The sequence below is a fragment of the Bradyrhizobium sp. 2S1 genome, from assembly GCF_011516625.5.
Lineage (GTDB): Bacteria > Pseudomonadota > Alphaproteobacteria > Rhizobiales > Xanthobacteraceae > Bradyrhizobium > Bradyrhizobium septentrionale.
On the sequence record NZ_CP147717.1, the window covers coordinates 9,844,302 to 9,858,440 of the forward strand.

The following is a 14,139-nucleotide window of genomic DNA, read 5'->3' on the forward strand; positions in this document are numbered from 1 at the left end:
ATCGGACGGCCGATATGCGGCACAGCGTTGTCGCTGAAGAGCCGTCCCGAGGTCGCCACCACCGTCACTTCGGTAGGGCCGTAGTTGTTTATTAGCTTGAGAGCCGCCGGTAGAGACGCAGGCACACGCTGGAGACGATCCCCGCCAACAAGCAAGTACTCCAATGTGGGATTTATCAGCTTATCTTCTAACGCGATTGTAGCGAGCGGCGTGATCAAAAAGGCGACGTCCAGCGATTGATCACGCCACCATTCTAACAGATGGAGAGAATCTCCCGCTGATGTTCTGGGCGGAAGCAGCAAGCTGCTGCGGTTACATAACGCAGACCATAGTTCCCAACTGCTGGCATCGAATGCTAGTCCAGCCGTGAGTGCGCAGCGGGTATCTCGCTGCGGACAAAACGTTTGCACATGCCATGCTACAAGATTGACCAAGCTCCGATGCTCGACCATGACGCCTTTTGGCGTGCCTGTTGATCCGGAGGTGTAGATCACATAGGCGAGGTGGCGCGAGCTCAGGCCGAGCGCGCGCGGGTCCGGATCGCAGGCGGGCAGGTTTGCCCAGGCGGGTGTGGCTGTCGTAAGATCGACCACGCTGACATCGGCCAGCGCGGCGCTGCCCAGCACGGATCGTCCGGCCGCGTCAGCCAGCAGCAGCCGCGGCGCCGCATCCTCAAGCACCTGCTTGAGCCGCGCGCTTGGATAGGCCGGGTCCAGCGGCAGGTAGGCGCCCCCGGCCTTGAGGATCGCCAGAAGCCCCACCACCATCGCCACGCTGCGCTCAAGGCAGATCGCCACCGGCTGGTCCGGCCTCACCCCGAGCCCGATCAGATGATGCGCCAGGCGGTTGGCCCGCGCATTGAGCTCGCCATAGCTGACGCGCTCGTCCGCACAGACCACCGCCACCGCGTCCGCTGCCCTGGCTACCTGCGCCTCGAACAGCTCGTGGATGCACTTCTCCGACGGATACGCCGCCGCCGTCCGGTTCAGCTCCTCCAGCAGATACGCCCGCTCAGCGGACGGCAGGATGTCCAGCTCCCGCACCGGCGTGTTCGGCGCCCGCTCCAGCGCCTCCGCAAGTTGCTCGAGCGAGCGCTGCATGTAGCCGCAGACCCGATCTGCAGAGACCCCCTCCGTCACCTGCGCCGTCAGACCCAGCGCCTCGCCAAAATCCTCCACCGACAAGGTCAGCGGATAGTTGGTGCGCTCCTCTCCGCCCAGCCATTCGATGCCGGACAACACATCGTCCGATCCAGAGATTGGCGTCGGCGTGTTGTGGCGGTAGTTCAACAGCGCGCTGAACAGCGGCGCCGACGCTGCAACGCCGCTGCAGCGTTGCGCCAGCGCCAGCGAGGCATGCTCGTGCGCCAGCAGCTCGGCGAGCCGCGCATGCGTGCTCCGCACGCTCGCCTCGACGGCGGTGCCGTCCAGGTCGAGCCGCAGCGGCAGGGTGTTGATGAACAGGCCCATGGTGCGGTCGCCACCGGCCCCGCCATGCATGCGGCCGAACAGCACCGTGCCGAACACCACCTGCTCGCGCCCGCTGCTGCGCGCCACCACCTGTCCCCAGGCCAGATGGCACAGGCTCGCCAGGCTCACACCCAGCCGTCGCGCCTGGCTGCGCAATCGCGCGTTGAGCGCCTGCGGCAGCATCCGATGGGCCTCGTGAACCCCGCAGCCGTCGCCGTGGACCTCGCTCAAGCCAAACGGCGCGGTCGGCTCATCGATGTCGGCCAGCATCGTCCGGAAGAACGCTTCATGCGCACTGGCATCACCGCCGAGATGTGCCTGCGCCACCAGATTGCGGAACGGCTGCGGCGCTGCAAGCTCGTGCTCGCGTCCCTCCAGCACAGCCCGGACCTCGGCATGCATCACCTCCTGTGTGTTGTGATCCCCAATCAAATGGTGCTGCAGCTGCTGCAGCACCCAGCGCCCGCTGCCGGGCTCGCGGGCAATCACAAACCGCAACAGCGGCGCCCGACCAAGGTCGATGCGGTGCTGGCGCGGATCAAACCTGAGCCTCAGCTGTGTGGAGCCGGGACCATCACACCCATCCAGCTCGACCTCGGTCACCTCCAGTGGCGCGGTGCGCCACACCACCTGGGCCGGACGCGACAAGCCCTCCCAGACAAATGAGGTGCGCAGAATGTCGTGCCGATCCACTATCCGCTGGACCGCGGCCAGATAGCGATCGAGCAGCTCACGATCGGCAAACGCCATCTGCCAGACCAGCAGGTAGGGATCGCCCGTTGCCGCCAACAGATGATGGAACAGGATGCCGTCCTGCAGCGGCGACAAGCCATAAATGTCCTGGATGTTACTGACACCACCGGGCACCGTGGCGACGATCCGGTCGATCTCTTCCTGCGCCAGCTCGATCAGCGGCAGCAGCTCTGGCGTGATCGCCGGACTCTGCTCGGTGATCAGGTTGGCCGGGACCGCCACCTCGCGATGGCTGCCAAGGCTTGCCGCCAGATCGGCCAGCACCGGCTTGGCGAACAGAGTGCGCACCTCGATGCCGAGCGACAGCCGCCGCAGACACTCCATCAGTTGCACCGCCAGCAGCGAATGGCCGCCCAGTTCGAAGAAGTGGTCGTGCCGCCCGACCCGCTCCAGCCCCAGAAGCTGCGCCCACAGCTCGGCCAGCGCCGTCTCGACCGCGCCTTGCGGCGGCTCGTAGGCGCGGCGCGCATAGGCCTCATCTTCCGGGGCCGGCAGCGCCTGGCGGTCCAGCTTGCCGTTCACCGTCAGCGGCAGCGCCTCAAGCCGCACAAACGCAGCCGGCACCATGTACTCCGGCAGCCGCGCACTCAAGTGTGCGCGCAAGGTGCCGGCCAGCGCGCCGCCATCCAGCTCCTCCGATCCGACCTCGGGCGCGCACACCACATAGCCGACAAGATGCTTGTCGCCGCGGCCATCCTCGCGCGCCACCACCACCGCCTCGCGCACCCAGGCGTGCTCGGCAAGCCGCGCCGCGATCTCGCCAGGCTCGATCCGGAAGCCGCGGATCTTCACCTGCTCGTCGTTGCGCCCCAAAAACTCCAGATTGCCGTCCGGCAGGTAGCGCGCAAGATCCCCGGTCCGGTACAGCCGGTCGCCCTCCACAAACGGGCTCGCCATGAACCGCTCCGCCGTCAGCTCCGGACGGTTCAGATACCCACGCGCAACCCCGGCCCCGCCAATGTAGAGCTCCCCCACCGCCCCAAACGGAACCAGCGCGCCATGACCATCAAGCAGATACACCCGAAGATCGGGGATGCGCCTTCCGATCAGACTGCCCGAATCGGCGATATCAGGCGGATCAAGAGGCCGATAGGTGGCATGCACGGTTGTTTCCGTGATGCCGTACATATTGATCAGTTTTGGGGAATGATCGGAATGCCTTGCATACCACAGCTTCAGAATCGATGGTTCCAGAGTCTCCCCACCAAAAATCACATAGCGAAGACGGTTTCCAACACTGCTGCTCTGACACTCCAGATCCAAGAGAGCTTTAAAAGCCGAAGGAGTCTGGTTCAGAACTGTAACGCCCGACTTGCAGATGAGATCATGGAAGTCAGGAGCAGAGCGAGCGGTATCGCTCGACACGAGAATCAAACGACCACCATAACGCAGTGCGCCCCACAACTCCCACACGGAGAAGTCGAACGAGAAGGAGTGGAACAGGCACCATACGTCGTGCTCGGTGAAGCCATACCAGTCCTGCGTCGCCTCGAACAGACGAACAATCTGAGCATGCTCGACCATGACGCCTTTTGGCGTGCCTGTTGATCCGGAGGTGTAGATCACATAGGCGAGGTGGCGCGAGCTCAGGCCGAGCGCGCGCGGGTCCGGATCGCAGGCGGGCAGGTTTGCCCAGGCGGGTGTGGCTGTCGTAAGATCGACCACGCTGACATCGGCCAGCGCGGCGCTGCCCAGCACGGATCGTCCGGCCGCGTCAGCCAGCAGCAGCCGCGGCGCCGCATCCTCAAGCACCTGCTTGAGCCGCGCGCTTGGATAGGCCGGGTCCAGCGGCAGGTAGGCGCCCCCGGCCTTGAGGATCGCCAGAAGCCCCACCACCATCGCCACGCTGCGCTCAAGGCAGATCGCCACCGGCTGGTCCGGCCTCACCCCGAGCCCGATCAGATGATGCGCCAGGCGGTTGGCCCGCGCATTGAGCTCGCCATAGCTGACGCGCTCGTCCGCACAGACCACCGCCACCGCGTCCGCTGCCCTGGCTACCTGCGCCTCGAACAGCTCGTGGATGCACTTCTCCGACGGATACGCCGCCGCCGTCCGGTTCAGCTCCTCCAGCAGATACGCCCGCTCAGCGGACGGCAGCAGCTCAATCCGCCCAACCGGCTGCTCGGCATCGGCAACCATCGCACCCAGCAGCGCCAGCAGATAACCACGCTGCCGCTCGATCGTCGCTTCATCGAACAGCGCCGTCGCATACCCCAGCGTCCCGGCGATGACCTCGCCATGCTCGCTTAAGTTCAGCTCCAGATCGAACTTGACCTGATCGTAACTCCCACCCGCCGCCTCCACACTCAGCCCGGGAAGATCGAAGGACACATCGGCGCTGTTCTCCCAGGCCAGCATCACCTGGAACAACGGCGTGTGATCAAGACGCCGTGGCGGCTGCACGATCTCCACCACTTGTTCAAACGGCAGGTCCTGATGTTCCTGCGCCGCCAAGGCCGTGCGCCGCGTCCGCTCCAACAGCTCCGCCACGCTCGGCTCCCCAGACAGGTCGAGGCGAAGCGCCAGCGTATTGACGAAGAAGCCGATCAGCCCTTCGATCTCGCGGCGGCCGCGATTGGCGCTCGGCACCCCGATTACAATGTCGTCCTGCCCCGACAGGCGCGACAGCACCGCAGCCCACGCCGCCAGCACCGTCATGAACAACGTCGTGCCATGCCGCCGGCTCAGCCGCCTCAAGCGCCGCGTCAGATCCGCATCGATGACGACCGCCATACCGGCCCCGGCAAACGACTGGCGCGCCGGCCGCGGCCGGTCCGTCGGCAACGCAAGACGCGCCGGGACACCAGATAGATTGTTCCGCCAATACTGCATCTGGCTCGAGAGCCACTCGCCCGACAGCCACTGCCGCTGCCAGGCGGCATAGTCCGGATACTGGATCGCAAGCGCCGGCAGTGGATCATCTTGTCCAGCCTCAAACGCCCGGTACAGCTGACCGAGCTCACGCACCAGCACGCCCAGCGACCAGCCGTCCGAGACAATATGATGCTGCGTCAGCAGGAACACGTGCTCCTCATCGGAGGTGCAGACTAGCCGACCGCGGATCAGCGGGCCGCGCGCCAGATCGAATGGCGTGCGCGCTTCCTCCTGGCACAGCTCCGACAGCGCGGCTTGCGCATCGACCATGTCCCGCAGATCGTGCTCCAGCACCGGCAGCCCCGCATCCGGCGGCAGCACCTCGACCCAGGGCTTGCCCTCCGAGGCGACAAAAATGCTCCGCAGCGCCTCATGACGCGCCAACACACGATCGAGGCTGCGCCGCCAGGCGGTGCGGTCAAGCCCCCCCCGCAGCCGCCACGCCAGCGGAATGTGGTAGGTCGTGCTGGTCTGATCCAGTTGCGCCAAAAACCACAGCCGCTGCTGCGCAAACGACAGCGCAAGAGGCGCTTCGCGAGACACAGGCGCTATGGCCGGCAGGTCTTGCGGACCGGAGCGGCTCAACTCATCTACGACGCTCGTCGCCAGATCGGCCAGCACCGGCTTGGCAAACAGCGTCCTCAGCGGCAGCTCGACACCCAGCGCCTGCGAGATCCGGCTCAACAACCGCACCGCCAGCAGCGAGTGGCCGCCCAGTTCGAAGAAGTGGTCGTGCCGCCCGACCCGCTCCAGCCCCAGAAGCTGCGCCCACAGCTCGGCCAGCGCCGTCTCGACCGCGCCTTGCGGCGGCTCGTAGGCGCGGCGCGCATAGGCCTCATCTTCCGGGGCCGGCAGCGCCTGGCGGTCCAGCTTGCCGTTCACCGTCAGCGGCAGCGCCTCAAGCCGCACAAACGCAGCCGGCACCATGTACTCCGGCAGCCGCGCACTCAAGTGTGCGCGCAAGGTGCCGGCCAGCGCGCCGCCATCCAGCTCCTCCGATCCGACCTCGGGCGCGCACACCACATAGCCGACAAGATGCTTGTCGCCGCGGCCATCCTCGCGCGCCACCACCACCGCCTCGCGCACCCAGGCGTGCTCGGCAAGCCGCGCCGCGATCTCGCCAGGCTCGATCCGGAAGCCGCGGATCTTCACCTGCTCGTCGTTGCGCCCCAAAAACTCCAGATTGCCGTCCGGCAGGTAGCGCGCAAGATCCCCGGTCCGGTACAGCCGGTCGCCCTCCACAAACGGGCTCGCCATGAACCGCTCCGCCGTCAGCTCCGGACGGTTCAGATACCCACGCGCAACCCCGGCCCCGCCAATGTAGAACTCCCCCACCGCCCCAAACGGAACCAGCGCGCCATGACCATCAAGCAGATACACCCGCGTGTTCGCAATCGGACGGCCGATATGCGGCACAGCGTTGTCGCTGAAGAGCCGTCCCGAGGTCGCCACCACCGTCACTTCGGTAGGGCCGTAGTTGTTTATTAGCTTGAGAGCCGCCGGTAGAGACGCAGGCACACGCTGGAGACGATCCCCGCCAACAAGCAAGTACTCCAATGTGGGATTTATCAGCTTATCTTCTAACGCGATTGTAGCGAGCGGCGTGATCAAAAAGGCGACGTCCAGCGATTGATCACGCCACCATTCTAACAGATGGAGAGAATCTCCCGCTGATGTTCTGGGCGGAAGCAGCAAGCTGCTGCGGTTACATAACGCAGACCATAGTTCCCAACTGCTGGCATCGAATGCTAGTCCAGCCGTGAGTGCGCAGCGGGTATCTCGCTGCGGACAAAACGTTTGCACATGCCATGCTACAAGATTGACCAAGCTCCGATGCTCGACCATGACGCCTTTTGGCGTGCCTGTTGATCCGGAGGTGTAGATCACATAGGCGAGGTGGCGCGAGCTCAGGCCGAGCGCGCGCGGGTCCGGATCGCAGGCGGGCAGGTTTGCCCAGGCGGGTGTGGCTGTCGTAAGATCGACCACGCTGACATCGGCCAGCGCGGCGCTGCCCAGCACGGATCGTCCGGCCGCGTCAGCCAGCAGCAGCCGCGGCGCCGCATCCTCAAGCACCTGCTTGAGCCGCGCGCTTGGATAGGCCGGGTCCAGCGGCAGGTAGGCGCCCCCGGCCTTGAGGATCGCCAGAAGCCCCACCACCATCGCCACGCTGCGCTCAAGGCAGATCGCCACCGGCTGGTCCGGCCTCACCCCGAGCCCGATCAGATGATGCGCCAGGCGGTTGGCCCGCGCATTGAGCTCGCCATAGCTGACGCGCTCGTCCGCACAGACCACCGCCACCGCGTCCGCTGCCCTGGCTACCTGCGCCTCGAACAGCTCGTGGATGCACTTCTCCGACGGATACGCCGCCGCCGTCCGGTTCAGCTCCTCCAGCAGATACGCCCGCTCAGCGGACGGCAGGATGTCCAGCTCCCGCACCGGCGTGTTCGGCGCCCGCTCCAGCGCCTCCGCAAGTTGCTCGAGCGAGCGCTGCATGTAGCCGCAGACCCGATCTGCAGAGACCCCCTCCGTCACCTGCGCCGTCAGACCCAGCGCCTCGCCAAAATCCTCCACCGACAAGGTCAGCGGATAGTTGGTGCGCTCCTCTCCGCCCAGCCATTCGATGCCGGACAACACATCGTCCGATCCAGAGATTGGCGTCGGCGTGTTGTGGCGGTAGTTCAACAGCGCGCTGAACAGCGGCGCCGACGCTGCAACGCCGCTGCAGCGTTGCGCCAGCGCCAGCGAGGCATGCTCGTGCGCCAGCAGCTCGGCGAGCCGCGCATGCGTGCTCCGCACGCTCGCCTCGACGGCGGTGCCGTCCAGGTCGAGCCGCAGCGGCAGGGTGTTGATGAACAGGCCCATGGTGCGGTCGCCACCGGCCCCGCCATGCATGCGGCCGAACAGCACCGTGCCGAACACCACCTGCTCGCGCCCGCTGCTGCGCGCCACCACCTGTCCCCAGGCCAGATGGCACAGGCTCGCCAGGCTCACACCCAGCCGTCGCGCCTGGCTGCGCAATCGCGCGTTGAGCGCCTGCGGCAGCATCCGATGGGCCTCGTGAACCCCGCAGCCGTCGCCGTGGACCTCGCTCAAGCCAAACGGCGCGGTCGGCTCATCGATGTCGGCCAGCATCGTCCGGAAGAACGCTTCATGCGCACTGGCATCACCGCCGAGATGTGCCTGCGCCACCAGATTGCGGAACGGCTGCGGCGCTGCAAGCTCGTGCTCGCGTCCCTCCAGCACAGCCCGGACCTCGGCATGCATCACCTCCTGTGTGTTGTGATCCCCAATCAAATGGTGCTGCAGCTGCTGCAGCACCCAGCGCCCGCTGCCGGGCTCGCGGGCAATCACAAACCGCAACAGCGGCGCCCGACCAAGGTCGATGCGGTGCTGGCGCGGATCAAACCTGAGCCTCAGCTGTGTGGAGCCGGGACCATCACACCCATCCAGCTCGACCTCGGTCACCTCCAGTGGCGCGGTGCGCCACACCACCTGGGCCGGACGCGACAAGCCCTCCCAGACAAATGAGGTGCGCAGAATGTCGTGCCGATCCACTATCCGCTGGACCGCGGCCAGATAGCGATCGAGCAGCTCACGATCGGCAAACGCCATCTGCCAGACCAGCAGGTAGGGATCGCCCGTTGCCGCCAACAGATGATGGAACAGGATGCCGTCCTGCAGCGGCGACAAGCCATAAATGTCCTGGATGTTACTGACACCACCGGGCACCGTGGCGACGATCCGGTCGATCTCTTCCTGCGCCAGCTCGATCAGCGGCAGCAGCTCTGGCGTGATCGCCGGACTCTGCTCGGTGATCAGGTTGGCCGGGACCGCCACCTCGCGATGGCTGCCAAGGCTTGCCGCCAGATCGGCCAGCACCGGCTTGGCGAACAGAGTGCGCACCTCGATGCCGAGCGACAGCCGCCGCAGACACTCCATCAGTTGCACCGCCAGCAGCGAATGGCCGCCCAGTTCGAAGAAGTGGTCGTGCCGCCCGACCCGCTCCAGCCCCAGAAGCTGCGCCCACAGCTCGGCCAGCGCCGTCTCGACCGCGCCTTGCGGCGGCTCGTAGGCGCGGCGCGCATAGGCCTCATCTTCCGGGGCCGGCAGCGCCTGGCGGTCCAGCTTGCCGTTCACCGTCAGCGGCAGCGCCTCAAGCCGCACAAACGCAGCCGGCACCATGTACTCCGGCAGCCGCGCACTCAAGTGTGCGCGCAAGGTGCCGGCCAGCGCGCCGCCATCCAGCTCCTCCGATCCGACCTCGGGCGCGCACACCACATAGCCGACAAGATGCTTGTCGCCGCGGCCATCCTCGCGCGCCACCACCACCGCCTCGCGCACCCAGGCGTGCTCGGCAAGCCGCGCCGCGATCTCGCCAGGCTCGATCCGGAAGCCGCGGATCTTCACCTGCTCGTCGTTGCGCCCCAAAAACTCCAGATTGCCGTCCGGCAGGTAGCGCGCAAGATCCCCGGTCCGGTACAGCCGGTCGCCCTCCACAAACGGGCTCGCCATGAACCGCTCCGCCGTCAGCTCCGGACGGTTCAGATACCCACGCGCAACCCCGGCCCCGCCAATGTAGAGCTCCCCCACCGCCCCAAACGGAACCAGCGCGCCATGACCATCAAGCAGATACACCCGAAGATCGGGGATGCGCCTTCCGATCAGACTGCCCGAATCGGCGATATCAGGCGGATCAAGAGGCCGATAGGTGGCATGCACGGTTGTTTCCGTGATGCCGTACATATTGATCAGTTTTGGGGAATGATCGGAATGCCTTGCATACCACAGCTTCAGAATCGATGGTTCCAGAGTCTCCCCACCAAAAATCACATAGCGAAGACGGTTTCCAACACTGCTGCTCTGACACTCCAGATCCAAGAGAGCTTTAAAAGCCGAAGGAGTCTGGTTCAGAACTGTAACGCCCGACTTGCAGATGAGATCATGGAAGTCAGGAGCAGAGCGAGCGGTATCGCTCGACACGAGAATCAAACGACCACCATAACGCAGTGCGCCCCACAACTCCCACACGGAGAAGTCGAACGAGAAGGAGTGGAACAGGCACCATACGTCGTGCTCGGTGAAGCCATACCAGTCCTGCGTCGCCTCGAACAGACGAACAATCTGAGCATGCTCGACCATGACGCCTTTTGGCGTGCCTGTTGATCCGGAGGTGTAGATCACATAGGCGAGGTGGCGCGAGCTCAGGCCGAGCGCGCGCGGGTCCGGATCGCAGGCGGGCAGGTTTGCCCAGGCGGGTGTGGCTGTCGTAAGATCGACCACGCTGACATCGGCCAGCGCGGCGCTGCCCAGCACGGATCGTCCGGCCGCGTCAGCCAGCAGCAGCCGCGGCGCCGCATCCTCAAGCACCTGCTTGAGCCGCGCGCTTGGATAGGCCGGGTCCAGCGGCAGGTAGGCGCCCCCGGCCTTGAGGATCGCCAGAAGCCCCACCACCATCGCCACGCTGCGCTCAAGGCAGATCGCCACCGGCTGGTCCGGCCTCACCCCGAGCCCGATCAGATGATGCGCCAGGCGGTTGGCCCGCGCATTGAGCTCGCCATAGCTGACGCGCTCGTCCGCACAGACCACCGCCACCGCGTCCGCTGCCCTGGCTACCTGCGCCTCGAACAGCTCGTGGATGCACTTCTCCGACGGATACGCCGCCGCCGTCCGGTTCAGCTCCTCCAGCAGATACGCCCGCTCAGCGGACGGCAGGATGTCCAGCTCCCGCACCGGCGTGTTCGGCGCCCGCTCCAGCGCCTCCGCAAGTTGCTCGAGCGAGCGCTGCATGTAGCCGCAGACCCGATCTGCAGAGACCCCCTCCGTCACCTGCGCCGTCAGACCCAGCGCCTCGCCAAAATCCTCCACCGACAAGGTCAGCGGATAGTTGGTGCGCTCCTCTCCGCCCAGCCATTCGATGCCGGACAACACATCGTCCGATCCAGAGATTGGCGTCGGCGTGTTGTGGTGGTAGTTCAACAGCGCGCTGAACAGCGGCGCCGACGCTGCAACGCCGCTGCAGCGTTGCGCCAGCGCCAGCGAGGCATGCTCGTGCGCCAGCAGCTCGGCGAGCCGCGCATGCGTGCTCCGCACGCTCGCCTCGACGGCGGTGCCGTCCAGGTCGAGCCGCAGCGGCAGGGTGTTGATGAACAGGCCCATGGTGCGGTCGCCACCGGCCCCGCCATGCATGCGGCCGAACAGCACCGTGCCGAACACCACCTGCTCGCGCCCGCTGCTGCGCGCCACCACCTGTCCCCAGGCCAGATGGCACAGGCTCGCCAGGCTCACACCCAGCCGTCGCGCCTGGCTGCGCAATCGCGCGTTGAGCGCCTGCGGCAGCATCCGATGGGCCTCGTGAACCCCGCAGCCGTCGCCGTGGACCTCGCTCAAGCCAAACGGCGCGGTCGGCTCATCGATGTCGGCCAGCATCGTCCGGAAGAACGCTTCATGCGCACTGGCATCACCGCCGAGATGTGCCTGCGCCACCAGATTGCGGAACGGCTGCGGCGCTGCAAGCTCGTGCTCGCGTCCCTCCAGCACAGCCCGGACCTCGGCATGCATCACCTCCTGTGTGTTGTGATCCCCAATCAAATGGTGCTGCAGCTGCTGCAGCACCCAGCGCCCGCTGCCGGGCTCGCGGGCAATCACAAACCGCAACAGCGGCGCCCGACCAAGGTCGATGCGGTGCTGGCGCGGATCAAACCTGAGCCTCAGCTGTGTGGAGCCGGGACCATCACACCCATCCAGCTCGACCTCGGTCACCTCCAGTGGCGCGGTGCGCCACACCACCTGGGCCGGACGCGACAAGCCCTCCCAGACAAATGAGGTGCGCAGAATGTCGTGCCGATCCACTATCCGCTGGACCGCGGCCAGATAGCGATCGAGCAGCTCACGATCGGCAAACGCCATCTGCCAGACCAGCAGGTAGGGATCGCCCGTTGCCGCCAACAGATGATGGAACAGGATGCCGTCCTGCAGCGGCGACAAGCCATAAATGTCCTGGATGTTACTGACACCACCGGGCACCGTGGCGACGATCCGGTCGATCTCTTCCTGCGCCAGCTCGATCAGCGGCAGCAGCTCTGGCGTGATCGCCGGACTCTGCTCGGTGATCAGGTTGGCCGGGACCGCCACCTCGCGATGGCTGCCAAGGCTTGCCGCCAGATCGGCCAGCACCGGCTTGGCGAACAGAGTGCGCACCTCGATGCCGAGCGACAGCCGCCGCAGACACTCCATCAGTTGCACCGCCAGCAGCGAATGGCCGCCCAGTTCGAAGAAGTGGTCGTGCCGCCCGACCCGCTCCAGCCCCAGAAGCTGCGCCCACAGCTCGGCCAGCGCCGTCTCGACCGCGCCTTGCGGCGGCTCGTAGGCGCGGCGCGCATAGGCCTCATCTTCCGGGGCCGGCAGCGCCTGGCGGTCCAGCTTGCCGTTCACCGTCAGCGGCAGCGCCTCAAGCCGCACAAACGCAGCCGGCACCATGTACTCCGGCAGCCGCGCACTCAAGTGTGCGCGCAAGGTGCCGGCCAGCGCGCCGCCATCCAGCTCCTCCGATCCGACCTCGGGCGCGCACACCACATAGCCGACAAGATGCTTGTCGCCGCGGCCATCCTCGCGCGCCACCACCACCGCCTCGCGCACCCAGGCGTGCTCGGCAAGCCGCGCCGCGATCTCGCCAGGCTCGATCCGGAAGCCGCGGATCTTCACCTGCTCGTCGTTGCGCCCCAAAAACTCCAGATTGCCGTCCGGCAGGTAGCGCGCAAGATCCCCGGTCCGGTACAGCCGGTCGCCCTCCACAAACGGGCTCGCCATGAACCGCTCCGCCGTCAGCTCCGGACGGTTCAGATACCCACGCGCAACCCCGGCCCCGCCAATGTAGAGCTCCCCCACCGCCCCAAACGGAACCAGCGCGCCATGACCATCAAGCAGATACACCTGCGTGTTCGCAATCGGGCGGCCGATATGCGGCACAGCGTTGTCGCTGAAGAGCCGTCCCGAGGTCGCCACCACCGTCACTTCGGTAGGGCCGTAGTTGTTTATTAGCTTGAGAGCCGCCGGTAGAGACGCAGGCACACGCTGGAGACGATCCCCGCCAACAAGCAAGTACTCCAATGTGGGATTTATCAGCTTATCTTCTAACGCGATTGTAGCGAGCGGCGTGATCAAAAAGGCGACGTCCAGCGATTGATCACGCCACCATTCTAACAGATGGAGAGAATCTCCCGCTGATGTTCTGGGCGGAAGCAGCAAGCTGCTGCGGTTACATAACGCAGACCATAGCTCCCAACTGCTGGCATCGAATGCTAGTCCAGCCGTGAGTGCGCAGCGGGTATCTCGCTGCGGACAAAACGTTTGCACATGCCATGCTACAAGATTGACCAAGCTCCGATGCTCGACCATGACGCCTTTTGGCGTGCCTGTTGATCCGGAGGTGTAGATCACATAGGCGAGGTGGCGCGAGCTCAGGCCGAGCGCGCGCGGGTCCGGATCGCAGGCGGGCAGGTTTGCCCAGGCGGGTGTGGCTGTCGTAAGATCGACCACGCTGACATCGGCCAGCGCGGCGCTGCCCAGCACGGATCGTCCGGCCGCGTCAGCCAGCAGCAGCCGCGGCGCCGCATCCTCAAGCACCTGCTTGAGCCGCGCGCTTGGATAGGCCGGGTCCAGCGGCAGGTAGGCGCCCCCGGCCTTGAGGATCGCCAGAAGCCCCACCACCATCGCCACGCTGCGCTCAAGGCAGATCGCCACCGGCTGGTCCGGCCTCACCCCGAGCCCGATCAGATGATGCGCCAGGCGGTTGGCCCGCGCATTGAGCTCGCCATAGCTGACGCGCTCGTCCGCACAGACCACCGCCACCGCGTCCGCTGCCCTGGCTACCTGCGCCTCGAACAGCTCGTGGATGCACTTCTCCGACGGATACGCCGCCGCCGTCCGGTTCAGCTCCTCCAGCAGATACGCCCGCTCAGCGGACGGCAGCAGCTTACTCCGCCCAACCGGCTGCTCGGCATCGGCAACCACAGCAAGCGAATTTTGAGAATGCTGGATCATGCGG

At 66.0% G+C, this 14,139-nt stretch carries 1 protein-coding gene (cut by a window edge); it reads right to left on the minus strand.

What is annotated here, in order from left to right:
• A protein-coding gene (locus HAP54_RS46760; protein WP_210297447.1) for a non-ribosomal peptide synthase/polyketide synthase crosses the window boundary here: on the minus strand, window positions 1-14,135 show its 5' portion. 17,929 nt of this gene lie to the left of the window's left edge; the window shows 14,135 of its 32,064 coding nt (coding positions 1-14,135); it begins with the start codon at window positions 14,133-14,135; its stop codon lies off the left edge, out of view.
• Between the last annotated feature and the right edge of the window lie 4 nt (window positions 14,136-14,139).